The 24,617-nt window shown below is 52.3% G+C and carries 31 protein-coding genes; 2 read left to right on the forward strand and 29 right to left on the reverse strand.

Annotated features, from left to right (window positions below; all coding sequences use genetic code 11):
• Positions 1-47: 47 nt before the first annotated feature.
• The 28 genes from ahrC to AC3RCL_RS19930 all read right to left on the reverse strand — a co-directional run bounded on the left by ahrC (position 48) and on the right by AC3RCL_RS19930 (position 22,066).
• On the reverse strand, positions 48-497 hold the full coding sequence (ahrC, locus tag AC3RCL_RS19795) for a transcriptional regulator AhrC/ArgR (RefSeq protein ID WP_015734462.1): 450 nt from the start codon (positions 495-497) through the stop codon (positions 48-50).
• Between the two features lie 17 nt (positions 498-514).
• Positions 515-1,006 (reverse strand): hypothetical protein, encoded by a 492-nt coding sequence (locus AC3RCL_RS19800; protein WP_492531487.1) that lies wholly within the window; start codon positions 1,004-1,006, stop codon positions 515-517.
• Between the two features lie 68 nt (positions 1,007-1,074).
• On the reverse strand, positions 1,075-1,947 hold the full coding sequence (locus AC3RCL_RS19805; protein ID WP_015734460.1) for a TlyA family RNA methyltransferase: 873 nt from the start codon (positions 1,945-1,947) through the stop codon (positions 1,075-1,077).
• 19 nt (positions 1,948-1,966) lie between these two features.
• On the reverse strand, positions 1,967-3,874 hold the full coding sequence (dxs, locus tag AC3RCL_RS19810; protein ID WP_015734459.1) for a 1-deoxy-D-xylulose-5-phosphate synthase: 1,908 nt from the start codon (positions 3,872-3,874) through the stop codon (positions 1,967-1,969).
• Between the two features lie 108 nt (positions 3,875-3,982).
• Positions 3,983-4,906, reverse strand: a complete 924-nt coding sequence (locus AC3RCL_RS19815) for a polyprenyl synthetase family protein (RefSeq protein ID WP_492531490.1) — start codon at positions 4,904-4,906, stop codon at positions 3,983-3,985.
• The gene (gene xseB, locus AC3RCL_RS19820; RefSeq protein ID WP_285857208.1) at positions 4,881-5,141 is read right to left on the reverse strand and encodes an exodeoxyribonuclease VII small subunit; all 261 of its coding nucleotides are present in this window, start codon (positions 5,139-5,141) and stop codon (positions 4,881-4,883) included. The genes AC3RCL_RS19815 and xseB overlap by 26 nt, the downstream gene beginning before the upstream one ends.
• The gene (xseA, locus tag AC3RCL_RS19825) at positions 5,131-6,501 is read right to left on the reverse strand and encodes an exodeoxyribonuclease VII large subunit (protein WP_015734457.1); all 1,371 of its coding nucleotides are present in this window, start codon (positions 6,499-6,501) and stop codon (positions 5,131-5,133) included. Before xseA ends, xseB begins: the two co-directional genes overlap by 11 nt.
• 1 nt (position 6,502) lies before the next feature.
• The gene (gene folD, locus AC3RCL_RS19830; RefSeq protein WP_015734456.1) at positions 6,503-7,363 is read right to left on the reverse strand and encodes a bifunctional methylenetetrahydrofolate dehydrogenase/methenyltetrahydrofolate cyclohydrolase FolD; all 861 of its coding nucleotides are present in this window, start codon (positions 7,361-7,363) and stop codon (positions 6,503-6,505) included.
• A gap of 66 nt (positions 7,364-7,429) precedes the next feature.
• Positions 7,430-7,888, reverse strand: a complete 459-nt coding sequence (gene nusB, locus AC3RCL_RS19835; RefSeq protein ID WP_009591251.1) for a transcription antitermination factor NusB — start codon at positions 7,886-7,888, stop codon at positions 7,430-7,432.
• Positions 7,889-8,063: 175 nt separating this feature from the next.
• The gene (locus tag AC3RCL_RS19840; protein WP_009591264.1) at positions 8,064-8,297 is read right to left on the reverse strand and encodes a DUF2273 domain-containing protein; all 234 of its coding nucleotides are present in this window, start codon (positions 8,295-8,297) and stop codon (positions 8,064-8,066) included.
• Positions 8,298-8,312: 15 nt separating this feature from the next.
• Positions 8,313-8,852 carry an alkaline shock response membrane anchor protein AmaP gene (gene amaP, locus AC3RCL_RS19845; protein WP_009591270.1) on the reverse strand — a complete coding sequence of 180 codons (540 nt, stop codon included), beginning with the start codon at positions 8,850-8,852 and terminating at the stop codon, positions 8,313-8,315.
• Between the two features lie 70 nt (positions 8,853-8,922).
• Positions 8,923-9,336, reverse strand: a complete 414-nt coding sequence (locus tag AC3RCL_RS19850; RefSeq protein WP_009591235.1) for an Asp23/Gls24 family envelope stress response protein — start codon at positions 9,334-9,336, stop codon at positions 8,923-8,925.
• 118 nt (positions 9,337-9,454) lie between these two features.
• Positions 9,455-10,798 (reverse strand): acetyl-CoA carboxylase biotin carboxylase subunit, encoded by a 1,344-nt coding sequence (gene accC / locus AC3RCL_RS19855; protein ID WP_015734455.1) that lies wholly within the window; start codon positions 10,796-10,798, stop codon positions 9,455-9,457.
• A gap of 54 nt (positions 10,799-10,852) precedes the next feature.
• Positions 10,853-11,356 (reverse strand): acetyl-CoA carboxylase biotin carboxyl carrier protein, encoded by a 504-nt coding sequence (accB, locus tag AC3RCL_RS19860; RefSeq protein ID WP_009591273.1) that lies wholly within the window; start codon positions 11,354-11,356, stop codon positions 10,853-10,855.
• Positions 11,357-11,525: 169 nt separating this feature from the next.
• Positions 11,526-12,389 carry a SpoIIIAH-like family protein gene (locus AC3RCL_RS19865; protein WP_015734454.1) on the reverse strand — a complete coding sequence of 288 codons (864 nt, stop codon included), beginning with the start codon at positions 12,387-12,389 and terminating at the stop codon, positions 11,526-11,528.
• A 67-nt stretch (positions 12,390-12,456) separates the two neighbouring features.
• Complete coding sequence (gene spoIIIAG, locus AC3RCL_RS19870; protein WP_186326435.1) at positions 12,457-13,101, reverse strand: stage III sporulation protein AG; 645 nt, start codon at positions 13,099-13,101, stop codon at positions 12,457-12,459.
• Between the two features lie 14 nt (positions 13,102-13,115).
• Complete coding sequence (gene spoIIIAF / locus AC3RCL_RS19875; RefSeq protein ID WP_015734452.1) at positions 13,116-13,835, reverse strand: stage III sporulation protein AF; 720 nt, start codon at positions 13,833-13,835, stop codon at positions 13,116-13,118.
• A 41-nt stretch (positions 13,836-13,876) separates the two neighbouring features.
• Positions 13,877-15,088, reverse strand: coding sequence for a stage III sporulation protein AE (gene spoIIIAE / locus AC3RCL_RS19880; protein ID WP_015734451.1), 1,212 nt, complete (start codon positions 15,086-15,088; stop codon positions 13,877-13,879).
• A gap of 16 nt (positions 15,089-15,104) precedes the next feature.
• Entirely contained in the window at positions 15,105-15,494 is a 390-nt protein-coding gene (gene spoIIIAD / locus AC3RCL_RS19885; protein ID WP_009591272.1) for a stage III sporulation protein AD, read from the reverse strand.
• 10 nt (positions 15,495-15,504) lie between these two features.
• Positions 15,505-15,708, reverse strand: a complete 204-nt coding sequence (gene spoIIIAC / locus AC3RCL_RS19890) for a stage III sporulation protein AC (RefSeq protein ID WP_007129715.1) — start codon at positions 15,706-15,708, stop codon at positions 15,505-15,507.
• Positions 15,709-15,724: 16 nt separating this feature from the next.
• Entirely contained in the window at positions 15,725-16,243 is a 519-nt protein-coding gene (gene spoIIIAB, locus AC3RCL_RS19895; RefSeq protein WP_015734450.1) for a stage III sporulation protein SpoIIIAB, read from the reverse strand.
• Positions 16,236-17,234 (reverse strand): stage III sporulation protein AA, encoded by a 999-nt coding sequence (gene spoIIIAA, locus AC3RCL_RS19900; RefSeq protein ID WP_015734449.1) that lies wholly within the window; start codon positions 17,232-17,234, stop codon positions 16,236-16,238. Before spoIIIAA ends, spoIIIAB begins: the two co-directional genes overlap by 8 nt.
• Positions 17,235-17,332: 98 nt before the next feature.
• Positions 17,333-17,599, reverse strand: coding sequence for a YqhV family protein (locus AC3RCL_RS19905; protein WP_015734448.1), 267 nt, complete (start codon positions 17,597-17,599; stop codon positions 17,333-17,335).
• Positions 17,600-17,793: 194 nt separating this feature from the next.
• Positions 17,794-19,047, reverse strand: coding sequence for an aspartate kinase (locus tag AC3RCL_RS19910; protein WP_015734447.1), 1,254 nt, complete (start codon positions 19,045-19,047; stop codon positions 17,794-17,796).
• Between the two features lie 239 nt (positions 19,048-19,286).
• Complete coding sequence (gene efp, locus AC3RCL_RS19915) at positions 19,287-19,844, reverse strand: elongation factor P (protein WP_009591242.1); 558 nt, start codon at positions 19,842-19,844, stop codon at positions 19,287-19,289.
• Between the two features lie 90 nt (positions 19,845-19,934).
• On the reverse strand, positions 19,935-21,005 hold the full coding sequence (locus AC3RCL_RS19920) for a M24 family metallopeptidase (RefSeq protein WP_492531501.1): 1,071 nt from the start codon (positions 21,003-21,005) through the stop codon (positions 19,935-19,937).
• Between the two features lie 39 nt (positions 21,006-21,044).
• Positions 21,045-21,491, reverse strand: a complete 447-nt coding sequence (gene aroQ / locus AC3RCL_RS19925; protein ID WP_009591244.1) for a type II 3-dehydroquinate dehydratase — start codon at positions 21,489-21,491, stop codon at positions 21,045-21,047.
• 77 nt (positions 21,492-21,568) lie between these two features.
• Entirely contained in the window at positions 21,569-22,066 is a 498-nt protein-coding gene (locus tag AC3RCL_RS19930; RefSeq protein WP_096773508.1) for a YqhR family membrane protein, read from the reverse strand.
• A 167-nt stretch (positions 22,067-22,233) separates the two neighbouring features.
• Here AC3RCL_RS19930 and AC3RCL_RS19935 point away from each other — a divergent pair, with 167 nt between their 5' ends.
• Positions 22,234-23,226, forward strand: a complete 993-nt coding sequence (locus AC3RCL_RS19935; protein WP_492531504.1) for a DUF1385 domain-containing protein — start codon at positions 22,234-22,236, stop codon at positions 23,224-23,226.
• Between the two features lie 6 nt (positions 23,227-23,232).
• A complete protein-coding gene (locus AC3RCL_RS19940) occupies positions 23,233-23,568 on the forward strand; it encodes a hypothetical protein (RefSeq protein ID WP_009591231.1) in 336 nt (111 codons plus the stop codon).
• A 49-nt stretch (positions 23,569-23,617) separates the two neighbouring features.
• Here the strand turns inward: AC3RCL_RS19940 and AC3RCL_RS19945 are convergent, their stop codons facing one another.
• Positions 23,618-24,541, reverse strand: a complete 924-nt coding sequence (locus tag AC3RCL_RS19945; RefSeq protein WP_492531506.1) for a patatin-like phospholipase family protein — start codon at positions 24,539-24,541, stop codon at positions 23,618-23,620.
• Between the last annotated feature and the right edge of the window lie 76 nt (positions 24,542-24,617).

The following is a 24,617-nucleotide window of genomic DNA, read 5'->3' on the forward strand; positions in this document are numbered from 1 at the left end:
CACCTCCGCTACTGCTAAAAAAATGATCGATATGTCTCTACACCTGATCAGGAAATGAAATTTTTGATTTGGGACACCACATGTTCGCCGTCTGCTTCCGTACGGCAAATCAGCAAGATCGTGTCATCCCCGCAGATGGTCCCCATGATCTGTGACCATTCCATGTTATCGAGCAGCACGGCAACCGAGTTGGCTGTTCCGGGCAAGCATTTCATGACCACAAGATTGCCGGTTCGGTCAATGTAAACAAAATTGTCGACGAGCGCTCTTTTGAGCTTCTGAACAGGGTTGTACCGCTGATCTGTCGGCATGGAGTATTTATATCGCCCGTCATCTGTAGGCACTTTTATGAGCAGCAATTCTTTGATATCCCGTGATATCGTAGCCTGAGTAACCTGAAAGCCTTCCGCGCGCAATGCGTCCACAAGCTCATCCTGCGTTTCAATATCCTGGTGGGTAATGATATCCCTGATTTTAATATGGCGTTGTCCCTTCATAAAGAGCCTCCTGAGTATTAACTGTTGTATTCATCATGACCAATCCATTCTTCGTCCGTCCAATCCATGCTTAAACGGTTAATAGTCCCCTCATTCACGTCGATGTAGAGGAGGCCCGCACACTCGGGATACAGCAGCAAAAACGGCATCAACCGATCGCGAATGCCGGAGCCTGTCCAATCCACCGGCATTCGTTCCCTCGCCAGCTTCACCATGTACAGTTCGCCGCTGTCGTCGGATGCAACGTAATCTATAAACAACCGACTTATGATGGGCTTATGTCCCGTTTCAAACGACAAGTTTATTTTTACTTTACCCCCAACCACATCATATCCTTCTTGTTCAAGCATCCCAATGACTGGGTGATCTGGAATGTGCTCATTGATCGGGATGCCCGGCAGCCGGTCCGGTGATGGTGACATCAGCCAACGATTCAGCCTATAGCCGATAAGCAAGGCAATGACGACACCAAGCAATATCATTAATAACCAATCATAACGCTCATTCATCCTCTCACCTCGAATTTTGTATTCGCGGATGAGAACATAAATTCCTCTTTTTCAGCAAAAGAAACCCATCATTTCGATGAGTTTCCTGTGAATGTATGAGCCGCTTGCGTGACGACGGTGTCAATCCATTGACTCAATGGGACAGAAGTTTGTCCATCTTCCTGAGTCGGTTCTTCCGAGCTTTCAGATGCCTCCGGCTCTAATCGCCAGTGGGCCAGGAATTCAATATTTCCTTCCCCTCCCGTTATCGGAGAGAACGTAAGGTTTTTCAGCTTGAATCCAAGGCCGTCCGCAAAAGTCAGCACCTGCGTTAAAACGTCCTTATGGACCTTCGGATCCCGAACCACCCCGGATTTACCGACCTTCTCCCGCCCCGCCTCAAATTGAGGTTTGATCAGGGCGGCTACATCTCCCGGTTTACCCAGCAGCAACTTGAGAGGCGGCAGTATAATGCGAAGCGATATAAACGAAACATCGATGCTCGCAAAATCAGGCAGAGGACCGTTCAGGTCCTCCGGCGTCATATAGCGAAAATTCGTTCGCTCCATGACGCATACGCGTTCATCGTTACGCAGCGACCAATCCAGCTGGTTATAACCAACGTCGATCGCGTACACATAACTGGCCCCATGCTGAAGCGCGCAATCCGTAAAACCGCCTGTCGATGATCCGATATCCAGCATCGTGCGTCCCTTCATGTCGAGGCCGAACGTACGAATCGCTTTCTCCAGCTTTAGTCCGCCTCGGCTGACATAAGGATGAACCGAGCCCTTGACCTTCAATTCGGACGTCCTCGGAATTTTCATGCCGGCTTTCTCGATCCGTTCGGTTCCGGCATAGACCAGACCCGCCATAATCGCGGCTTTTGCTTTTTCGCGACTCTCATAATAACCCTGCTCCACGAGCAGGACATCAATTCGTTCCTTCTGAGATGAATCCATATTATACTCCCGATCGTTACTAAGACATAAAACTTCTTTTGCCGAGTACGGCGGTCCGGGCATTCTTCAGGCTCCGGATTTCCTGGCAAACCCCTTCCAGCGTGAGACCTACTTCCTCCCGCTGCTGCGGAATGCTTCCATGCTCGATGAACCGGTCTTCGATCCCCATCAAGGATACGACCGCATCATGTATTCCCTGCTCTGCAAAATATTCCAGAACCGCGCTCCCCAAACTGCCTGCTTGCGAGGTTTCCTCCAGGACCAGCATCGACGTTCCCGTCTTCGCCAAATTCGCCAGCATATCTCCGTCAAGCGGTTTAAGGAAACGGGCATTCACGACTTCTACCGCAATGCCTTCCCGTTTGAGCTGCTCCGCTGCTTCTTCGGCCAGCTGAACCATCGGACCAGAAGCCAGGATGGCATACCCTTCTCCGGGACGGACGACTTCCCAGGTTCCGATTGGAATGGGCACCAGCTCAGTGTCCATCGGAACGCCGCGCACATTGTTCCGAGGGTAACGGTAAGCAATCGGTCCTTCATTATAATCAAGCGCCGTCTTCATCATGTGTCGAAGCTCATTCTCGTCTTTTGGCATCATGATGACGATATTCGGGATATGACGCATGAAGGCCACATCGTATACCCCTTGATGCGTTTCGCCGTCTGCACCCACAAAGCCAGCACGGTCAATCGCAAACATCACGTTGGCGTTATGGCGGCAAATATCATGCACGATTTGGTCATACGCACGCTGCATGAACGTGGAATAGACCGCGAACACGGGTTTCATGCCTTCCATGGCCAGAGCCGCGCACAGCGTTGCCGCGTGCTGCTCGGCAATCCCGACATCGATCATGCGGTCCGGAAATTTCTTGCTGAACGGGATCAGGCCCGAGCCGCCCGGCATCGCCGGCGTAACGGCGACGATGCGTTTATCCTGTTCCCCCAGCTCGACCAAAGTCTGTCCGAACACTTCCGTGTACATCGGATTGCCTACTGCCTTAAGCACTTGGCCGGATTCAATCTTATAAGGGGTGATTCCGTGCCATTTATGCGAATCCGATTCGGCTGGACGATATCCCTTGCCCTTGGTTGTTACGGCATGGATCAGCACGGGACCATCCACATTGTCCGCCTGCTTCAATGTATCGATCAGTTTGTTCAGATCATGTCCGTCCACAGGCCCGAGATACGTAAAACCAAGTTCCTCGAATAAAACACCCGGAACCATCATATATTTAAGGCTGTCCTTCATCTTCTCTGCCGTCTTCGCGAGTTTGCCGCCGATGGCAGGGATTTTCTTCAAGACCATCTCCACTTCGTCTTTGGCACGAAGATAAAAACGGTCCGAACGGATCTTGCTTAAGTAGTTATGCATAGCACCGACATTCGGTGCGATCGACATTTCATTGTCATTCAGGATGACCATGAGCTTCTTCTGCTCGTGGCCGATATGGTTTAGCGCTTCAAACGCCATGCCGCCTGTAAGGGCTCCGTCTCCGATCATGGCGATAACCCGATTGTCTTCGCCTTTCAGATCCCGGGCCATGGCCATGCCCATTGCGGCAGACAGCGAGGTGCTGCTGTGACCGGCTTCCCAGACATCATGCTCGCTCTCGGACCGCTTGACGAAGCCGCACAAGCCTTTGTATTTGCGGAGCGTATCGAATTTATCCATCCGTCCGGTCAAGATCTTGTGTACATAGGCTTGATGGCCCACATCGAAAATCATCTTGTCACGAGGGCTGTCAAAGCAATAGTGCAAGGCCAGCGTGAGTTCAACCACTCCCAGATTCGGTGCAAGATGGCCACCGGTAACGGACAGCTTTTCGATTAGAAAATGACGGATTTGTCCCGCTAAATCCTCGAGTTCGTCCACCGATAGATTTTTAAGTTGTTCTGGTTGTTTGATATTTGGAAGAAGCACGAAGAATCTCCCCGCTTTCCTTGATTAAGTTTACGTTACTAAGCCGATAGTAATTCAGCCATTAACAGACATTATATCACAAAAAAACCGTTTGCATGTAGCGCGCGCTTAGTGGTCCCGGGCCATCAAGAAATCTGCGATCTCCAGCAGCCTTGTAGGGTCGGCGAAGTTCCCTTCGGAAATGACCCGCTTGGCTTCTGCTGTCAGTCGCTCGACTTCATGCCTCGATGCGTCCAAACCGATGAAGTACGGATAGGTCACCTTTTCCTGCTTCACATCGCTTTGTACCGGCTTCCCGAGCTTGGACTCATCCCCGACGAGATCCAGGATATCATCTTGAATCTGAAAAGCAAGGCCGATATGATGCCCGAAGGTACGCAAGGATTCGATCTGGGAGTCGGAGCACCCGGCAACATGGCCGCCAGCCATCAGCGAGAACATGATTAGATCACTGGTCTTGTGCAGGTGAATATACTCAAGCTGCTCTAACGTCGTGATCCCTTGCTCCCCCTCCATGTCGGCCACCTGACCGCCTACCATCCCCCGCGGACCTGCATACACCGCAAGATCCTCCACGATCGACAGCACGCGCTCTGCTGGAACCCCATGCTTTCTGGCAGCCTGGATGACGCTGTAAAAAGCATGCGTGAGCAAGGCATCCCCCGCCAAAATGGCGCTGGCCTCGCCAAACACCTTATGATTCGTCGGCTTGCCGCGGCGGTAATCATCATCGTCCATCGCCGGCAGATCATCGTGGATAAGGGAATATGTATGGACCATTTCCACCGCGCAGGCTACCGGAACGGCTGCTTCACGGTTGCCGCCGCCCGCCTCGCATGCCGCAATGACAAGCAGCGGACGCATTCGCTTGCCGCCTGCCATTAAAGAATACGACATGGACCGCGAAAGGGTTTCAGGAACTTTCCAGCCTGACGGAAAAAGATTCGTGAACTCGCTGTCCAGCCTGTCACAAATTTCATTCATATATTGATGGATCGTAAGTCTGTTATTCACCCAGTTCACCTGTCTCATCCAGCGTCCCGCCGAATGGCTTCCGCTTCAATTCTCCGCCTTCTTCCACGATCATTTCGATTTTCTGCTCGACCTGCTCCAGCTTTTTGCTGCATATCTGCGACAGCTTCATGCCTTGTTGAAATAAATCGATGGCTTTTTCAAGCGGCACATCTCCGTCTTCCAGCTGCTCAACGATCGTCTCCAGCTGAGCCATCGCTTCTTCGAAGCTGATCTCCAGTGTTTCATTCGCCAATCTCTTCATCCTCCTTCATTCCCCACACTTGACATTGCAGCTGTCCATCGTTGACCCTTACGTTCACCAAATCACCTAATTGCACGTCTTCTATCGATTTGACAAGCTTTTGCTCTTTCTCGTCATACACGAGACTGTATCCTCTCGACATGATCTTCAACGGGCTGAGCGCATCGAGATGACGCATCTCGGTTTGCAGCTGCGACATCTTGGACTTCATGATCGACTGCATCGCATTCATTAACTGCCGGTTGGCCTGCTCTTTCCTTTTGGCGGCGAACTCTGCTTGAGTCCGCGGATTATATCGGATCAGGCCCTGGTGCAGCGATTTTTGATGCTGGCGGACCAGGGAAAGCCTGGATTTCAGGTGGCCCTGCAGCCGCTGGGACAGCATGTCCAGCCGTTCGGCATGCTGAAGCATATACCGACGGGGATGTACCAGGACCGGGGATCGCTGAAGCGATATCAAACGTTCCCGGCTCCGCTGAAGGCGCTGCTGCAGCCCCTGATTCAGCTGGCGCTGTCTTTGGGCAAGCTGCCCTCTCAGTTCTGCGCTGCTCGGAACCGCAAGTTCCGCTGCGGCCGTTGGCGTGGCGGCTCGAAGATCCGCGACAAAATCGGCGATCGTAAAATCCGTTTCGTGCCCGACGGCTGAAACGATTGGAATATGGGATTGATAAATGGCCCTTGCAACGATCTCTTCATTAAACGCCCAGAGTTCTTCCAGTGATCCGCCTCCGCGCCCAACGATTAGCACATCAGCCTCTGCCATGTCGTTCATCGTCCGAATGGCCTTGACGATCGAAGGCGCAGCCCCTTTGCCTTGAACCAGCACCGGATACAAAATGGCGTTCGCCTGAGGATAGCGCCTCCGGATCGTAATCATGATATCCCGCACGGCAGCCCCCGTTGGCGACGTGATCACGCCGATCGTCTTGGGATAGCGCGGCAGCGGCCGCTTGCGATCGGCAGCAAACAAGCCCTCTTCCTCCAGCTTCGACTTCAGCTGTTCATAAGCGAGGTACAAGCTGCCGATGCCGTCCGGCTGCATTTGGACGGCGTAGAATTGGTACTGACCATCCCGTTCATACACCGACACATTGCCCCGCGCTATGACTCGCGACCCTTCCTTGGGGATAAAAGGCAGCCTCTGGTTATGAGTCGCAAACATGATCGCACGGATCCGGCTGCCTTCATCCTTTAAGGTAAAATACATATGTCCGCTGGAATGATGGGTAAAATTCGATATCTCGCCACGGATCCATACGTCGGATAGCCTGGAGTCGCCTTCCATCTTCATGCGAATATATCGGTTTAAATCCTTAACGGATAATACTCGTCCTGGATCGGCCGTCTTCATGTCAAGCCAGCCCATTCAGCCTTTTGGCGGCTATCAGTGTATTCTGCATGAGCATCGTGATGGTCATCGGTCCCACACCTCCGGGAACCGGAGTAATCGGGCCGGACACTGCCTTCACGCTCTCAAAGTCAACGTCCCCGGCAAGCTTTCCGTTCTCCAGGCGGTTCATGCCGACATCGATAACGACGGCACCGGGTTTCACGTAGCTGGCATCAATCATGTTCGCTCGGCCGATCGCCACGACCAGGATGTCCGCTTGACGCGCGATTTCCGCCATATTCCCCGTTTTGGAGTGGCACATCGTAACGGTCGCGTTCTCGCGCTGAAGAAGAAGAGATACCGGTTTTCCGACGATATTGGATCTCCCGATCACGACCGCATGTTTGCCTGCAATCTCAATGCCTGTCCGCTTGATCATTTCAATCACGCCGGCCGGCGTGCATGGCAGGAGACTGTCATCGCCTATTACGAGGTTACCCACATTAACCGGGTGGAAACCGTCCACGTCCTTCTCCACCGCAATCGCATCGATGACGGCCTTTTCCTCGATGTGTTTAGGCAAAGGTAGCTGGACCAGGATCCCATGGATGGATTCCTGGGCATTGAGCTTGTCCACAAGCGCGAGCACTTCGTTCTGGCTGGAATCCGCGGGCAGACGATGCACCTCGGAATAAAAGCCCAGATCGTGGCACGCTTTCTCCTTGTTGCGAACGTAGACATGCGAAGCCGGATCATCTCCTACAAGTACAACAGCCAAACCAGGACGTACATTCTGCTTGGACAATTGTTCTACTTCTAACGCAATCCCCTTGCGAATTTCTTCCGAAATCTGTTTTCCGCTAATAATCGTTGCTTCCGTCATCCTGATCTCTCCTCCATTATGATTGAATCATTACGTTTCAAGCTGGGCATGAACATGCGTGCAGATTTAGGACTGACGCAGCTTCACCTTGACTTGATCCAGCTCTTGAATCATCCGGCCCAGTACGCCGTTGACGAACTTGCCCGATTCCTCGGTTCCGAAATGCTTGGACAGTTCGATCGCTTCGTTAACCGCCACTTTCCCGGGCACGTCATCGCGATAAGTCAGCTCGTACACGGCCAGTCGCAGGATTTGACGATCCACGCGGGAAAGACGGCTTACCTGCCAGCCTTTCAAATAATGAGCGAGGAGTTCATCAATCGAATCCTTGGATTCCCATGTTCCGTTGACCAGCTGCAGCACATATTCCTTCATTTGAACCTCATCGCCAATGACCCGCTCGGTCTCATTCTCTTCGGCCGCTTCGGAGAGCAGCATCGACACGGCTTCCATGCTGTCGACTTCGTTCATCTCCATCTGGTAAAGGCTCTGAACGACAATCTCTCTAGCTACACGTCTTTTCATTATGTTCCTCCTGTGGACCCTGCCGAATCCATTTTTCTAATTAGTATGATCCATTTGCCGTCAAGACTTGACAACAATTAAACGCCAAAAAAAAACCTGTGAATATCTCTCTCCGCAAAAAAGGCGCACTACACCTGTCCTCAGCATTTTTTCCGGAGAAAGCATATCACAGGGTTCATTTAAACGGCCGCCAGCGCTCGGAAAGCCAGCGTCCCCATTCCTGAAAGTGGAAGATGGAGCCCTGGTTCAGATCCTTGCGCTTGCCAAATATATAGCCGATAAATACCACTAATGCAAAGAACAGCATATCCCAAAAACCGGATAATAAATAAATCAGTCCGCACACAAGCCCGCCGGCCACCCCGGCAATTCTTCCTCTGTGACTCTCCCATATTTCTTTCCAAGGCATTTGGGAAGCTCACCTCTATTCCACGCGGCTCTTGAAGCTTGGTGCCTGAACCACGTTAGCAATATATACGGATACGGATGATACGGGTATTCCTGTTGTATCTTCAACGAAGTCGTGCACCTGCTTCTGCACTTCGGTAGTCAGCGTAGGAATGGATTCCTCGCCATCAACCACGGCGCGAATCGCAATATCAAGACCCGACTGGGATACCTTGATCCGCGATTTCAGATCCTTCACTCCGCGGACGCGCGAAGCCGCCTTCAAGCAGAGATTCTCGATCGTCTCCACGGAGATTTGGATATCGCCGAATTCCGTTCGCTGATCGATGGAGTTCAGGTTCGAGCGATCGCGCCTGACGGAGATGTAGAAAAAACGGATGCTCAGCAAAAACAAAACCGCAGCTACGATAATTCCAGCCCAGAAAAGGCGTTGTTCCTGAACATTCGTTAATTCGTAAGGAACAGCGCCACTCAACAGGAGGATGGCAACTACGGATATAACACCGATACTTAAGCTGTAGATAAACAGCAAAAGTCTGTCCATGATTTTGGCCACGATTCAGCACAGCCTCCTTAAATTAGATTAAACCCTCGACATCGCTGCCCAGGGCTAGCCTGAAACTATTCTATTTGACGCGTTGAGCCAAATCCAGTTCTTCCGTCTTCTCCACGGATTTCATGAAATGGACGTCATGAATATGTACATTGACTTCAATCACCGTAAGCCCTGTCATATTCTCAATCGAACGTTTCACGTTGCGCTGGATTTCCCCGGCAACTTCCGGAAGTCGATGGCCATATTCCACGATGACGGATACGTCAACGGCAGCTTCCCGTTGTCCGACTTCAACTTTAACGCCCTTGGATAAATTCTTGCGTCCGAGCAGCTCCGCAATGCCGCCTGCAAAGCCTCCGCTCATCCCCGCAACACCGCGTACCTCGACCGTAGCGAGTCCGGCGATGACTTCAATTACTTCCGGTGCAATCTGAATCTCACCGATATCTGTACGTTCAAATTCTGTAGGCAAAGTTTCCGCCATTGTCTCAACACACCTTTCAGAATAAGTTAGCGGATGCACCCGAACTGCATAACGCATGCGCTCTTATTACTCATACTATACCATTTGGCCAAGTTTATGACAAACTTGGCCAAAGGTTTTAAATCTCATTTTCTTCCAAAAACTTAATATCGAAGTCGCCCTTCAAGAAGGTAGGATGCTTCAGCAGTTTCTGATGGAACGGGATGGTCGAATAGATCCCTTCAATCTCGAATTCAGCCAAAGCGCGTTTCATCTTCGCGATCGCTTCATCGCGGGTCGGCGCCCATACAATGAGCTTGGCAATCATCGAATCGTAATAAGGCGAAATCGTGTACCCGGGATATGCCGCGCTGTCCACCCGCACGCCAGGCCCCCCCGGTGGCAAATAGAATTGAATGGTTCCCGGTGCAGGCATGAAGCCCTTGTCCGGATTCTCGGCATTGATCCGGCACTCGATAGACCATCCGTTAATGACGACATCCTCTTGACTGAAGGAAAGCGTGTTGCCTTCAGCAACGGAGATCATTTCCTGAATCAGGTCCACGCCGGTTACCATCTCCGTTACCGGATGCTCCACCTGAATCCGCGTGTTCATCTCCATGAAGTAGAACTGTCCGTCCTGGCCCAGCAAAAATTCAAGCGTGCCGGCACCTGAGTAGTTTACCGCTTTTGCCGCGCGAACGGCGGCTTCACCCATTCGGCTGCGTACCTCTTCACTTAGCACCGGACAAGGAGCTTCTTCAACCAGCTTCTGTCTCCGGCGCTGCACGGAACAGTCACGCTCCCCGAGATGCACGGCGTTGCCGTGTTTATCGGCGATAATCTGAATCTCCACGTGCTTCATGCCGGTGAGATATTTTTCAAGATACACGCCAGCATTGCCGAAAGCCTTCTGGGCTTCCTGCTGCGCGTTTGTAATCTGTTTGATCAGCGATTCCTCATCCTCGGCGATTCGAATCCCCTTACCTCCGCCGCCTGCGGTCGCTTTGATAATGACCGGATAACCGATGTCGCGTGCGAGCATGACGGCCTCGTCCAGATCCTCGACCAATCCGTCGGACCCGGGAATAACCGGAACCCCCGCATCCTTCATCGTTTGCTTCGCCACCGCCTTGTCGCCCATGCGGTTGATCGCGTCGGCGGAAGGGCCGATAAAGGTAATGTTGCAGGATTCACAGATCTCCGCGAAATCCGCGTTCTCGGCCAAAAAGCCGTAACCGGGGTGAATCGCGTCACACTCGGTCAGCGTAGCCACGCTCATGATATTCGTGAAATTCAAATAGCTGTCTTTCGATAATGTAGGGCCGATGCAATAGGCCTCGTCCGCCAAGCGAACATGCAGAGATTCCCGGTCCGGCTCCGAGTAAACGGCAACGGTTGCGATGCCAAGCTCCCGGCAAGCCCGGATGATACGGACGGCTATCTCTCCGCGGTTCGCGATAAGCACTTTTTGAAATGTCATGCAGTAACCTCCTTCGGACTCATACGACTCTCGTTCTTGGCGAGTCCCTCCATATTACTCCGGCTTCACCAGGAACAGAGGCTGCCCGAATTCTACAAGCTGACCGTTCTGCGCGAGAACCTCAACGATTTCGCCCTTGATCTCTGCTTCCAGTTCATTCATCAGCTTCATGGCCTCGATGATGCAGACCGTCGATTTCTCCGTCACCTTGTCCCCCGGGCTTACAAACGGCCCAGCCTCAGGCGATGGGGAACGGTAGAAGGTTCCTACCATCGGTGATACGATTTTATGTAATGAGCTGTTGCTATCCTCCGCTGAATCCTGCTGAGGTGCCGCTGCAGGTGCTTGATTCCCCGTATTCGGCTGTACGATCTGCGGTGCCATCACTTGCTGAGCCGGTATGTACGCTTGCGGCGCGGCCTGATAGTTGTTAACGACCTCGGCTGCATTGGGTTTCTTAATGGATAAGCGTGTACCTTCGCTCTCAATCTCCAGTTCATGCACGGAAGTTTGATCCACCAGCTTAATAAGTTCCTTAATTTCGTTTAATTTAAACATGATCGACGTTCACTCCTTCACTTTCTTGGAAGCCCTTGCTTAGGACAGTCAGTCAATAGCTTAGAGTATTATATCACAATCGAGCGAAATAGAAAGAGCCCAAGGCAATCCTTAGACTCTTTCGGGTTTATCGTATATCCGTGGTTTATGTTGAAATCTGCGGACAAGCTTATGGCGCAACATATTGGACGGTTACTTTATCCGGCGAAACCTTCAATTCCTTCATCACAAGACTGACGATGTCCGCCGCGCCTTTGGCATCGAGTTTCTCGCTCAGAACGACCACATTATATTTCTCGCTCTCTTCCTTTACTACGGCGTTGCCGAATTGCTGCTGCAGGGTTTCCTCGATGCTGAGAATGACTTCCTCTTTCGCTTCCGCCGCTTTCAGCTGCTGGGTAGCTTGTGCTGTTTCCTCCGGTTTATTTTCATGGTTGTCGATTTTTGTCATTAATTCATCGTATAATTTATTATTTTTTTGTGCGCGGTCCAGTTTATAGGAATCCAGCTGTGCGATTGCAGACGTTGCGTTGGCTGCCACTTCCTCCAGCACTTCTTTATCCGATTTTTCGCCGCTCGTGCTGCTGGTGTCCTTGGAAGTCTCTGCTTCGTCCTTGCCGGTGCTGCTGGCGTCTTTGGATTTATCGGCTCCATCCGTGGATTCCTTCACTTCCGGTTCTTGCGGCTTATCCGCTTCTCCAGCCGCTTTCCCTTGGTCATCCTGCTCACCTTGCGTTGCCTCTGCAGGATCCTCCGTGCCGGTTACGCCCGTATCCGTCGTTCCGGTCCCTTGCTCGTTGGCTCCGGAATCTCCGTCCGTGCCTTCTTCGAGAACTTCGTTCACAACCAGCTCGTCGACTGCGGTTCCATTGGCTTCCTGTCCTGCGCCGGGCTTCTGACCGTCTACCTGCGTGCTCTCGGCAACCGGCGGCGCTTTCGTTCCCGAATCGTCCGTGAACAAGTAGTAAGCGGACAGGATGACCATTAAACTAAGCATGGATACTAACCATATGGTTTGTCTTTTGTTATTCATTTGAACTTTTCCTCCTTTAATTGAAAACCTGTGGCACGAATGATCGGATCATCCGCAGGACTTTACGTTATTCCTGTTTGCGAGGGACAACGGATATACGATAAGATGGAACGTTCAGACCCCGCTGGATCGCATCCACGATCAAGCTCTTTACGACTTCATTCTCGGCCCCCTTGGCTACGACGAGCACGCCGCGGACCTGAGGTTTGATCTTCTTGGTGACGATCGGCGTCTCTTCGCCCGAAGAATCATAGGTGACGATCTGGCCGTCGCGCTGGTAACTCGTGACATGGCGTTTCCCTCCGCTGGCATCGGTTTCTTCCGTGAGTTCCTGCGTATCCTTCATATTTCGCTGCACCACCAGTTCTTCCGTAGACTCCACGGTCACCATGACATCCACGGACCCGACGCCAACGATCTGTTCCAGCATGGTCTTGGTGCGCATTTCGAAATCCTGCTCGATGCTTTCGAATTCACCGCCGCCGCTGCTGCTCGCAGCCCCCTGGGTTGTTGAGACCGCGGCGGTGTCCGGCGGCGGTTCGCGGCCGATATTCTCATGATCCAGCTTCTTGACATTGACGAAGGAGTTGAACAGCATGATCGCGACGCCGATCAGGCCAAGAATGATCAGCCACCTGAAGGTCTGCATCTTCCTAGCACCGCCGGCTCCTCCGCCAAGCCACTGCTCCAACCGCTTCAACCAATTTCCCATCATCCTCACCTCCGCTACAGCTTGTTATCCTGATCCTGCCCCGGTGCATAGATCGTGATCAGCTCCGGCTCCAAATCCCACCGGCGGCTAATGTAGTCCCGAACCGGTTCTGCTCTGGCTTCCTCGGCTTTGCTGACTGCCTCTGCGTTTTCTTTTACTGCCGCCTTCCCATCCTTCTCCTCTGCCATGGAATCCACGTTCACCTGAACAGGATTCACTGGCGTTACACCGATGGGACGTCTATCGTCTTCCCCTACTTCTGCATCCGCCGGCTCATCCCCAGCCAGCCTTACGTCAACGGAGCGTATCGCAGCGCCGGCATATTCCTTGCCCTGCCCGGCAACCGCGGCCAGCACCACCTTGACCTCTTGAACGGCTTCCCCCGTTTCAGCCGCGATCTCTTCTTTCATCACCTTGGCTAATTCATTGCCAGCCCATTGCAGGCTTTGACTCTGCTGCGTATCCTTGAGCTTTTCGGCCTGGGCCATGATATGCTCCAGCTGAATTTCCTCCGGCAGCCCCTTCTCCTGCCGCTCCAGTTCCATCGCCAGCTGGTTCTCCGGGGGATCCGCAATTAATGTAATGATGGGACTGAGCAGCGTGAGCAGAATCAACAAGCTCAGGACTAGCCTGGCGTAGCGTTCAAGCGCCTTCCCGGGCAGGATCAAATCAACGAAGGCCGCAAAGAGAACCACCATGATGACGCTTTTCAGCCAATCTCCAAGCCAGTCCATTCGTCATACCTCCTAAGCTTTGGCGCCGCGTATCATCTGCCTCACCTCATCATGACGGTGATGTTGGCAGCCGTGAGCAGTATCGTAATGGCGAGAAAGAACATCAAGCTCACCGCGGCCAAGGCTGCGAAAACGTACAGCATCGTCTTACCGATCGTCTGGAGGCAGGTGCCGATCGGGGAATCGCCGAGCGGCTGCATGACGGCCGCCGCGACGTTATATATCAAGGCAAGCGTCAAGATCTTGATCGCAGGAAATGCGCAAAGGAACAAAATGATGATGACTCCCGCCAGCCCGATGGAATTCTTAACTAGCAGCGAAGCCGAGATTACGGTATCCGTCGCATCTGCGAACATCTTGCCGACTACCGGAACGAAATTGCCGGTTACGTATTTGGCTGCCCGGATGGTTACGCCGTCCGTAACCGAGCTGGTCAGCCCTTGAACGGAGATAACTCCCAGGAACACGGTAAGCAGCACACCCAGGACGCCCATCGAGATCCCTCGCAGCAGATTCCCAAGCTGGGTCAGCTTGTACTTTTCGGATAAGGAACTAACCAGATGCAGCAGAGCCGAGAAGAACAGAAGCGGAAACACAATCGTGCTGATCAGCGTGCCTACCGTATGTACCATGAATATGACCAGCGGATGGGCCACCGAGACGGTGACGACATTGCCCATCGAGGCCATCAGCGCAAAGAGCAAAGGAAGCATGGCCATCATGAAATCGATCATTTGGGTGATGGCGTCCCGCGCATATCCGATCGCGATGCTGAAGCTGTTGACCGCGATGACCAGGACAACCATGTAACAGATCGTATAGGCTACCCTGCTCACGGTGCTTTTTTCGAAGGCCGTCTGCAGGTTCTCTAGAATCAAGCTCATAATGCTCAGCATGACGATGGTCGCCAGCAGCTTGCCGTTATAGAGCACCTCGTGCCACAGATATTTTCCGATACCGGACATAACCCCTTTGAAGCTCAGCCCGTCGCCGCCCGGCAGCAGCATATCCATCAGGGAGGGCGTCTTGCCATCCGGGAAAAACCCGCCGTAATCCTTCATGAGCCGGTCCCAGTATTTCTCGACCTGATCCGTTGGCAGCTGCTGCGTCTGCTGCTCGACCCACTCATCGGCCGGATTGGCGGCTGCAGTCGCATCGATCGTCCCGCAGAACCATCCGGACAGCAACAACAGCATTGGGATCAGTAGGCAAAACACGGCCAAGCCTCTTCGAAGTGTTGCTCCTGTCACCATGTCCCCCCACCTTTTTTCAAGCCGGGAGGAGCTTCAGGACCGTCTCGATGATGATCCCGATAATCGGTACAGCGAGCACCAATATGAGCACTTTTCCCGCCAGTTCTATTTTGGATGCGATCGATTCCTGTCCGGCATCTCGAACGATCTGTGCCCCCATCTCCGCGATATAGGCGATTCCGATGATTTTCAGAACCGTCTTCAGATAGATGATCTGAACGCCGGAATTCTCGGCCAGATCTTCCAGCATGGATATGACATTACCGATCTTTCCGATCAGGAACAGGAAGATGAGGAGCGATGTCGCCACGGCGAGAAGAAAGGCAAAGAGCGGTTTCTGTTCCTTGACAATCAAGATCAGCACGGTAGCGATGATGCCGAGTCCTACCACCTGGATAATTTCCATAAATGTCCACCTACTGGAATAGAAAAATACTTTTGATTTCCTTCAGCAAATCGTCTAGCAGCCTTACGACCATAAACAATACAACCACGAACCCGATGAGGGTCACCCAATGCGCCATATCCTCTTTCCCCATCTGTTTCAGGACGGTATGAATCATGGCAATGATGATGCCAATACCGGCAATCTGGAAGATCGCGTTCACTTCAATGTTCATTTCCCTTGGCACCTCGCTAAAAGATCAATATGACGATCAATGCTCCAATGAGCAGTCCCAGACTTTTGCTCATTTTTTCATATTTGACCTGGTCATCCCTTGCCGCTGCTTCTTCATGCTTGAGCTGTCCCACGGCCAGAGCGATATGTTTGATCTGGTCCTGTCTGTCACTGGTGCCAAGTACGCCGCTTAGCTGTTCCAACACCTCACGCTCGGCACTTTTCATCGATGTTCGTCTCCAATATTCGCCAAGCGCCTTGCGGATGCTGTCTTGTGCGGATAACCCGTAATCGGGTCTCATGTAAAGCGCTGCGGAGGCCAACAAAGATTTGAGCGGTTCACGAAGGGAAACGCCGATTCGCTCCAGCGCGTCGGGCAGCGGCGTAAAGCCGTAGCTGATTTCCGTCTCCAGCCGTTGAAGCGCGAGAATAAGTTCTCGCAGCTGTCTGGGTCTTGCTGCGAATTGCTGGGCTTGGTAGAATCCGGCTAAGGTTCCTGCACCCAGCACGAGCACGGCCCCGACCAGTTTAAGCATAGGCATCACCTCCCGGCTGGCCGCTGATAGCCGTCTGAAGCGTTCGCTGGCCTCCGTCATACAGCTTGTATGATCGGTGGTCGCCCGCTCGGCTAAGAACCGCGTACATTTCAAACATCCGGTTCTCCAGAAGTCCCGAGAGGGCGGGCCGGCCCCGCATGTCCTGAACGGATGAGCCATGCGCCGTTGCAATCACGCTGATGCCGGCATGCAAAGCCTCAATCACCGCTTCCGCATCCTCCGGCCGGCCGATCTCGTCCACAATGAGCACGTCCGGAGACATCGAACGGATCATCATCATCATCCCTTCGGCTTTCGGACAGCCATCCATTACGTCCGTGCGAGGGCCGACATCGAATCCGGGTACGCCGCGCAAACAACCCGCGATCTCGGAACGCTCGTCGATGATGCCCACCTTCATTCCCGGCCAATGCACGGACGAGTTTCCCCACTTGCCGTAGCTGATCTGTCTAGCGAGGTCTCTGAGCAGCGTCGTTTTGCCTTGCTGGGGCGGAGATAAGATCAGCGAGTGCATCACCCTTTTCCGTTTCCGGTCAAGCAGATGAGGAAGGATGTCGTCCGCCGCTCCCTGTATTTCCTTGGCAATCCGGACATTAAATCCGCTGATATCCCGAATGTGCTCCACCCTGCCGCCGCTCAGCACCGTCCGGCCCGTAAGCCCGACCCGATGGCCCCCTGGTATGGTGATAAACCCCTTTCGCAGCTCTTCTTCCATGGTGTAGAGGGAATGATTGCTGATAAGGTCCAGCAGCCTATGGGCATCTTCACGCGTCGGCTTATATGCCTCTTCAGGCCGCAAGGTGAGTCCGCCTCGCCTGTCCAGGAAATGATGCTTGCCCGCCGAATTGATCTCCAGCGGACGCTCTTCCCGGATCCGTACCTCCTCCACATGTTCGAGAAGCTCTTTCGATAGGTTCAGCAGCATGCGTTTTACGGTTTCGGGAAACAGGTCTAACCAATTCAATGTCATATCAATTTCCCCCAGGTTGTCCTTTGTGATCATCTTCTAATAAGAGAACTTCATATCCCATGTGTATGCTTGTACCTGAAAAATATGCAGCGAATCTATCATTTTTTTAAAACCCCGTATAAGAGACAGGAGACGCCGCACAATATCCAGCCGATCTTCCCCCATGACAATTTATCTGCCATTCCCACCAGACCGATCGTTGTGGTCAAAATCAAAATGAGCGGACCCGTAAACGCCAATGCCGAATTCACGGCAAGCGCTTTATCGACTTGGTTCAGGCGCAGCATGATGATGGCCGCGACGATCTCAAGGCTGCCCGAGAAAATCCGAAGCGTTGCCATACTTGCGACAAACTTGTCCAGCATGCGATATATCCTCCCTCTTCCTTCTTCCTTCTTCACATGTGTGATGATTAAAAATATGCGGGGCCCTCTCGTTTTATCTCTATTTTTTCAATTTCATAGAAAGGAACTTCGAATCTTTCGGACAGCACAAAAAATCCCGGTCATAAATGACCGGGATGAACTCTATTAATATCGATGATGACGGTTGAATCCTGTTATCGGCGAACCTGCGGTCCGCCTACGGAAGCCTGTTGATCCGTATCCAGTCCGTACGCGGTATGAAGCGCCTGCACGACCCCTTCGAGATTGCTTCCCTCGATGACGCAGGATACTTTGATCTCGGACGTGCTGACCATTTTGATGCTGACCCCCTGCCGGGAGATCACGTCAAACATTTGTGCCGCCACGCCGGGATGGCTGACCATGCCCGCGCCGACAATCGATACTTTCACAAGATGATCTTCCGAGGTAACGTCGCGATACGGCAGCTTGCCGCGAATGTGTTCGATCACGGACAACGCACGCTCCCGATCCGCCAGGGACACCGTAAAGGAAAAGTCCGCTTCGCCGTTCTGAACGCCGCTCTGCACGATGATATCAACGTCAATCGATTCTTTTGCAAGCTCTCCGAACACTTGGGCCAGAACGCCCGGCGTATCGGCTACGCCCAGAATACTGATTCTCGCTACATTCTTGTCGAATGCAATTCCGCTGACAACCACACCTTGTTCCATGCTTGTTTCCTCCTTAACAACCGTACCCTCGTTATGATTAAAGCTGGATCTGACGACAAGCTTGACTTGATTATGCTTCGCATACTCGACCGCACGCGGGTGAAGAACAGCCGCGCCAAGATTGGCAAGCTCGAGCATCTCGTCATAGGAAATCTCCTTCAGTTTCCGCGCGCATTTGACTACCCGCGGATCCGTGGAGTATATCCCGTCCACATCCGTATATATTTCACATACATCCGCTTGAATGGCAGCCGCAAGAGCTACCGCGGTGGTATCTGAGCCCCCGCGTCCAAGCGTTGTAATCTCTCCGTCTTCGGACATGCCCTGGAATCCCGCGACAATGACGACATTTCCTTCGCCAAGCGCTTTGTGCACGCGCTCCGGCTTTATATCTGTAATGCGGGCTTTACCATGGACGGCTTCCGTGCGGAATCCCGCCTGCCAGCCGGTCAAGGACACTGCCTTGCGTCCAAGACCGTGAATCGCCATGGATAGCAGCGAGATGGATATCTGCTCCCCCGTGGTCATCAGCATATCCATTTCCCGTGCCGGTGGATTCTCGTTTAACAGCTTTGCCTGGTCAATCAAATCGTCCGTCGTATCCCCCATGGCAGACACCACGACCACACATTGATGACCTTCATCTTGTTTCTCTACAATTCTTCTGGCAACGCGCTTCATGCGTTCTGTATCCCCTACAGAGCTGCCTCCGAATTTCATGACGTACAGTGACAATGCTTCTTTCACTCCCCACTAATATCGGTATGTAACAGTGCTCAGGTGGTTTCTCACTTTAAAACAGTATAATACGAAAGTGAGTCACCCCGTCAAGGCTTTTCAAGGCAAAAAGAAAACAGACTTAGGACGCCGAGCCCGCTTATTGCAAAAAACTCCCGTACATTCGTACAGGAGTCGCGTTGGTTTAGAAGATATTGGCACCCCGTCCATCGTTGAAGGGTCCCGCTTATTGCATGTTATGCACGGGAAATGTATTTACCTTCGCGTGTATCGATCAGAAGCACATCGTCTTCGTTAATGAACAGCGGTACTTGTACATTGAGGCCGGTTTCCACTTTGGCGTTCTTCGTAGCGCCGGTAGCCGTGTTGCCTTTGATACCCGGCTCGGTCTCAACGACCTTCAGCTCGACGCTGTTAGGCAGGTTGATCCCGAGGATCTCGCCTTGGTAGCTGATAATGTTAACGTTCATGTTCTCTCTCAGAAAGTTAAGCTCCCATTCCAGCTGCTCGCTGGTCAAGCTGAACTGGTCGTAAGTTTCGTTGTCCATGAAAACATGCTCTTGACCGCTGGCATAGAGATACTGAACGCCACGGTTGTCGATGATGGCGCGGCCGATCGTTTCGCCTGCACGGAACGTCTTCTCCACGGTGTTGCCGTTGCGAAGGTTTTTCAATTTGGAACGTACGAAAGCGGCGCCTTTACCCGGCTTAACATGCTGGAAATCCAATACGGTGAAAATATCGCCATCTACTTCTACGGTCAAACCTGTTTTAAAATCGTTAACTGAAATCACTAAGATTCCCTCCTATGGATGCGGTCTATTTAATATAGTACACAATTTTCTTAAAGCATAAGCTCAACAAGGCTGCTTTTTGAACCCTTTTTACAGTACGGTGTAATCTTTGGACGAGCTTGTCAGTATGCGAATGCCCGTTTCCGTGATGACGATATCATCTTCGATGCGGACACCGCCAAGACCAGGCAGGTAAATGCCCGGCTCCACCGTTACGACCATGCCGGGCTGCAGCACGTCATTGCTCAGCTTGGACAGCCGCGGCGATTCATGAACTTCCATGCCCAATCCGTGCCCCGTGCTGTGGCCAAAATATTCCCCGTATCCGTAACGCGAAATAATATCGCGAGCCAAAGCGTCTGCTTCGCGTCCCGTCATGCCTGGTTTAATATGATCCAGTGCGTGAAGCTGCGCTTCGAGCACGATATCATAGATCTCCTTCAGCTTCGGATCAGGACTGCCGAGCGCCACGGTTCTCGTGAGATCGGAGCAGTACCCGTCCAGCAGCGCGCCGAAATCAAACGTAACGAATTCGTTCCCTTGAATGACCCGCTCGCTGGCTACGCCGTGAGGAAGCGCCGAACGCTCGCCGGAAGCAACGATCGTGTCGAAGGAAGACGCGGTTGCGCCATGCTTGCGCATGAACATTTCCATCTCGAGATCGATTTCCCGTTCCGTTTTGCCGGCAGCCAGAATCGTCAGGACATGGCTGAACGTCTGATCAGCCAAATCCGCTGCCCGCTGCATAATGCTCAACTCTTCGGCATCCTTGAATATACGCAAATCTTCTACAAGGCCCGAAACCGGCACCAGGCTGATGGGCGCGAGCTGTTCCGAATATGCGGAAAACACGCCGTATGTAACATGGTCCTGTTCGAATCCGAGCGATGCGATGCCTTCGGAAGACAACAGATCCTTGACCGTCTCCATCACCTTCGGCCCGTGCTCGACCACTTTAAAACCGACGGCTTGCTGCGGTGCTTGCGTCATATAGCGGAAATCCGTCAACAGATAGGCCGCATCGCGTGTGATCAGCACATATCCGGCTGAACCGGTAAAGCCCGTTAAATATCTGCGGTTGATCGGGCTTGCAACCAGCATAGCCGTCAAACCTTTGGCTTGAAGCTGTTCGCGCAGTTTAACCACTCGTTTGTTACTCATTCTAACCACTCTCCTCTCACCCTTATCCCGAAATAGGAGCTACCCTTCTTGCTCGACCAGGACTTGCAGTAGAGCCGACAAGCCCAATGTGTAACTCGCCGCGCCAAAACCCGCGATTTGTCCGACAGCCACAGGCGCTATGACGGAGGTATGACGAAATTCCTCTCTGGCGTGAATGTTCGAGAGATGAACCTCCACTGTCGGAATGCGGGCAGAACTGATGGCATCACGCACAGCGTAGCTGTAGTGAGTCAGTGCTCCCGGATTAAGAAGTATGCCGTCAGCCTGTCCGATCGCTTCATGAATACGGTCAATGATAGCACCCTCATGATTAGACTGAAAGAAGGTAATACCGATACCGGCGAGATCCGCCTGTTTACGCAAATTATCTTCGATCGCCTGCAGGCTGAGCGAACCATAAATGCCCGGTTCCCGGAAGCCGAGCAGGTTTAAGTTCGGTCCGTTTATCACCCATATGGATTTCATAGGGCTTCCCACCTTTTCGTCAAATAACCAAAAGCTATTTTACCATAGGCGGCATCGGGTTGAGAAGTTTTTCTTGGCTAACCCGTCAGCTTCTTCGGTTCACGCAGTTTCTCGTCGGTGAATTCCTGCGCAATCGTATAACCGATAAAGAGGCCCCATAATATAAAAATACAAACCTCCGAAATGTTTGTATCCCAGGACAGCTTCTTCACTGGGTCCGTCAGCCGTAGCCAGGGATTGAGCGCAACAAACAGCACCGCCCACCACACGATTCCGTAAGCAATCCCGGGCCATGGGCCCTTCAGCTTCCTGAACAGGGTTACATAAATGAGGGAAGCGATGACGGAAAAGGCGATGAAGGACAGCCACCCGGCGATTTGCCCGGCTGTGGTCTTGAGGAATTCATGTTTGAAGAATGGCTCCAGCAAAAAACCGGGCACGACCTTCGTGAATCTCAACCAGTAAAAGATCCAAAGCACGCCCCCCCAGATCAGGCCGGCATAATAGCCCAGCTCCAGGGCAAACGTAAACGGATTGGTTATCTGGTTCTGCTTACGAAATTGATGTTCATGCATGGATTGATTCTCCTCTTCTTCGGTTATCGAAAAGCCCCGCTGTTTCTCCATTTCATCTCTGAAAGTAGTATGCACCGCTTCCCCTGCCCTAATCCAACTAGAAATTACTTTCAAAATTCGATACAATAGTTCATAGAACGAATAACATGTCAGGGAGGGTGAACTGGTTGTCCGATAAGTCAACCCCGATCAGCTATGGAGGCCAAGCTGTAATCGAAGGCGTTATGTTCGGCGGCAAGCATGTGAATGTGACGGCCGTGCGGCGTAAAAATAATGAAATCAAGTTTCTCGAGGTGCCTCGCGAAGACAAGGCATGGGTTCGGAAGCTGCGGAAGATCCCGCTTCTTCGCGGCATCGTCAGTCTCATAGATTCTACTATCAAAGGCTCCAAACATTTGAATTACTCTGCCGATGCTTATGCTGACGATACGCTGGAGCCCGAAGAACGCGAGAAGCAGAAAGAGAAAGAAGACTCCGGCTGGAGTTTAAGCATGATTATCGGTGTGGCCGCCGTCAGCGTGCTTTCCTTTGTTTTCGGCAAGCTGCTGTTTACACTCGTTCCTGTTTTTGTAGAGGATCTCTTTTTTGGCGATACATTTGATCACTATATCGTGCATAACCTGATTGAAGGCGTTATTAAATTAATACTGCTTCTCGTGTATTTATGGGCGATCTCCCAAACTCCGGTCATAAAAAGGCTCTTTCAGTACCACGGCGCCGAACACAAAGTCATCAGCGCATTCGAAGCCGGCGAAGAGTTGACGGTGAAGAACGTTCAGAAATATACGCGGCTGCATTATCGCTGCGGCAGCAGCTTCATGATGCTGACCATTGTGCTCGGCGTTGTTGTCTACTCGGTGGTGCCATGGGATACCATGACGCAGCGGGTCATTCAAAGAATTGCGCTTCTTCCGGTCGTGCTTGGCGTTTCCTTTGAATTCCTGAAATTGACCAATGCCATGCGGGACCTGCCGGTACTCCGTTTCCTCGGATATCCCGGTCTGTGGCTGCAGCTTCTGACGACGAAGGAACCTACTGATGATCAAGTTGAAGTATCCATCGCATCCTTTAACAGAATGCGTGAGTTAGATGCTCAATACGAGAATGTTACAGTTCACCAATCTGTGACAGGAAGTGTGCTGGATCCCGCGAAAGGGTGATAATCCATGAGAAGGCATGCGATCATTTTTTGGACGGCGATTACGTTGGCCGCCATAGGGCTACTGGTATTCCTGTTAGACCCTGGATCAAGAATGAGAATATTGATTCCTCTAATTATTGTTGCTGTCGTGTATGTGCTTTACAAGTTCCCGCCACGCCGTTTTAACAAACGTCCCAAGGTGAAGCCTTCCAAGCGGACGGCCGCGAAACTGGCGGCGGCTAAGAACAGCACCGTACGCAAAAGCAACCCAACGGCTAAACGTAAACAGTATCCGTTTCAAGTGATCGATGGGCACAAAGGAAAATCCGACCCATCCGATGATGTTCCTAAATACCATTAACCGGAAAAACCGCCCGCCCGCGCATGCATATGCCGGGTGGACGGTTTTTTTAATGTTCGGCATTCCAGCGGGTGAAAAACATCGTGCCGGCCGTCAGACCGGAATTGTATAAATTCTCGCTTTCCTCTTTGGTCAGATTAAAATGGGTGGTGCCGATGCCGAGCGTCGGAATTTTGATCGTGCGATTTCGGTTTTGCTGCTCGATATAACGTTCATCGTGTGCGGAGAGCATCGTCTCGAACATGGCGGTTAACATCCCGATCGGGCCTTCGATCAGATGAGGCAGGTTGCTGTTCTTCCCGACCATCTGAAAGCCCAGCACCGGCAGGGGCTTAGGCCCACCCTTCGATTCGCGATCAAAGAGCCATAAGGGTAAGTTGCTGAGCAGTCCCCCATCCACGATATAAACAAATTGCTCGCCGAACGATTTGCCTTTTGCGGCCCTGCCCAACAAACGCAGGATGACGGGGTCAAAAAAATAGGGGATGCTGCAGCTCATGCGCACAGCCTTGGCTACCGGAAAGGTGGCAGGATTGATCCCGTATTGGCGGAGATCATCCGGAAGCACCAGCAGCCTGCCATTGGTGATGTCCGATGCCACGATATAAAGCTTCCCTGCCGGGATGTCCGAGAAGGTAAATATCCCTTTGGCCAGCAGGATTTCCCTTATCCAATTCTCCAGGGCTTCTCCGGAATAGAGCCCTTTCTTAATCAAGACCCGCAAGGCAGGACCGATAAACTTTGTATTAAAAATGGGTGCCCTCTGGAGAAACGAATGAAAGGGCGTTTCCTCGATAATGCGCTTGATTTCGTCAGCACGGTAACCAGCTGCCAGCACGGATGCCACGATGGAGCCCGAGGACGTTCCGGCAACGCGGCTGAATACCATGCCGGCATTCTCCGCCGCCTTGACAGCCCCGGCAAGCGAGATGCCCTTGACCCCCCCGCCTTCAAAAACCGCATTGATCTGCATATAAAAATCCCCCGCCTCACATGGTCTAATGACTATGTATGAGCGCGGGGGATGTTTCATACCTATAGGACGTGCA

This window comes from Paenibacillus sp. MT86, from assembly GCF_058792535.1.

Excerpts from the sequence above, each read along its gene's own strand:
- ahrC (WP_015734462.1), bottom strand. The coding sequence starts at position 497 with ATGAAGGGACAACGCCATATTAAAATCAGGGATATCATTACCCACCAG.
- AC3RCL_RS19800 (WP_492531487.1), bottom strand. The coding sequence starts at position 1,006 with ATGAATGAGCGTTATGATTGGTTATTAATGATATTGCTTGGTGTCGTC.
- AC3RCL_RS19805 (WP_015734460.1), bottom strand. The coding sequence starts at position 1,947 with ATGGATTCATCTCAGAAGGAACGAATTGATGTCCTGCTCGTGGAGCAG.
- AC3RCL_RS19815 (WP_492531490.1), bottom strand. The coding sequence starts at position 4,906 with ATGAGACAGGTGAACTGGGTGAATAACAGACTTACGATCCATCAATAT.
- xseA (WP_015734457.1), bottom strand. The coding sequence starts at position 6,501 with ATGAAGACGGCCGATCCAGGACGAGTATTATCCGTTAAGGATTTAAAC.
- folD (WP_015734456.1), bottom strand. The coding sequence starts at position 7,363 with ATGACGGAAGCAACGATTATTAGCGGAAAACAGATTTCGGAAGAAATT.
- nusB (WP_009591251.1), bottom strand. The coding sequence starts at position 7,888 with ATGAAAAGACGTGTAGCTAGAGAGATTGTCGTTCAGAGCCTTTACCAG.
- AC3RCL_RS19840 (WP_009591264.1), bottom strand. The coding sequence starts at position 8,297 with ATGCCTTGGAAAGAAATATGGGAGAGTCACAGAGGAAGAATTGCCGGG.
- AC3RCL_RS19850 (WP_009591235.1), bottom strand. The coding sequence starts at position 9,336 with ATGGCGGAAACTTTGCCTACAGAATTTGAACGTACAGATATCGGTGAG.
- accC (WP_015734455.1), bottom strand. The coding sequence starts at position 10,798 with ATGACATTTCAAAAAGTGCTTATCGCGAACCGCGGAGAGATAGCCGTC.
- accB (WP_009591273.1), bottom strand. The coding sequence starts at position 11,356 with ATGTTTAAATTAAACGAAATTAAGGAACTTATTAAGCTGGTGGATCAA.
- AC3RCL_RS19865 (WP_015734454.1), bottom strand. The coding sequence starts at position 12,389 with ATGAATAACAAAAGACAAACCATATGGTTAGTATCCATGCTTAGTTTA.
- spoIIIAG (WP_186326435.1), bottom strand. The coding sequence starts at position 13,101 with ATGGGAAATTGGTTGAAGCGGTTGGAGCAGTGGCTTGGCGGAGGAGCC.
- spoIIIAF (WP_015734452.1), bottom strand. The coding sequence starts at position 13,835 with ATGGACTGGCTTGGAGATTGGCTGAAAAGCGTCATCATGGTGGTTCTC.
- spoIIIAE (WP_015734451.1), bottom strand. The coding sequence starts at position 15,088 with ATGGTGACAGGAGCAACACTTCGAAGAGGCTTGGCCGTGTTTTGCCTA.
- spoIIIAD (WP_009591272.1), bottom strand. The coding sequence starts at position 15,494 with ATGGAAATTATCCAGGTGGTAGGACTCGGCATCATCGCTACCGTGCTG.
- spoIIIAC (WP_007129715.1), bottom strand. The coding sequence starts at position 15,708 with ATGAACATTGAAGTGAACGCGATCTTCCAGATTGCCGGTATTGGCATC.
- spoIIIAB (WP_015734450.1), bottom strand. The coding sequence starts at position 16,243 with ATGCTTAAACTGGTCGGGGCCGTGCTCGTGCTGGGTGCAGGAACCTTA.
- spoIIIAA (WP_015734449.1), bottom strand. The coding sequence starts at position 17,234 with ATGACATTGAATTGGTTAGACCTGTTTCCCGAAACCGTAAAACGCATG.
- AC3RCL_RS19905 (WP_015734448.1), bottom strand. The coding sequence starts at position 17,599 with ATGCTGGACAAGTTTGTCGCAAGTATGGCAACGCTTCGGATTTTCTCG.
- AC3RCL_RS19920 (WP_492531501.1), bottom strand. The coding sequence starts at position 21,005 with ATGAGTAACAAACGAGTGGTTAAACTGCGCGAACAGCTTCAAGCCAAA.
- aroQ (WP_009591244.1), bottom strand. The coding sequence starts at position 21,491 with ATGAAATCCATATGGGTGATAAACGGACCGAACTTAAACCTGCTCGGC.
- AC3RCL_RS19930 (WP_096773508.1), bottom strand. The coding sequence starts at position 22,066 with ATGCATGAACATCAATTTCGTAAGCAGAACCAGATAACCAATCCGTTT.
- AC3RCL_RS19940 (WP_009591231.1), top strand. The coding sequence starts at position 23,233 with ATGAGAAGGCATGCGATCATTTTTTGGACGGCGATTACGTTGGCCGCC.
- AC3RCL_RS19945 (WP_492531506.1), bottom strand. The coding sequence starts at position 24,541 with ATGCAGATCAATGCGGTTTTTGAAGGCGGGGGGGTCAAGGGCATCTCG.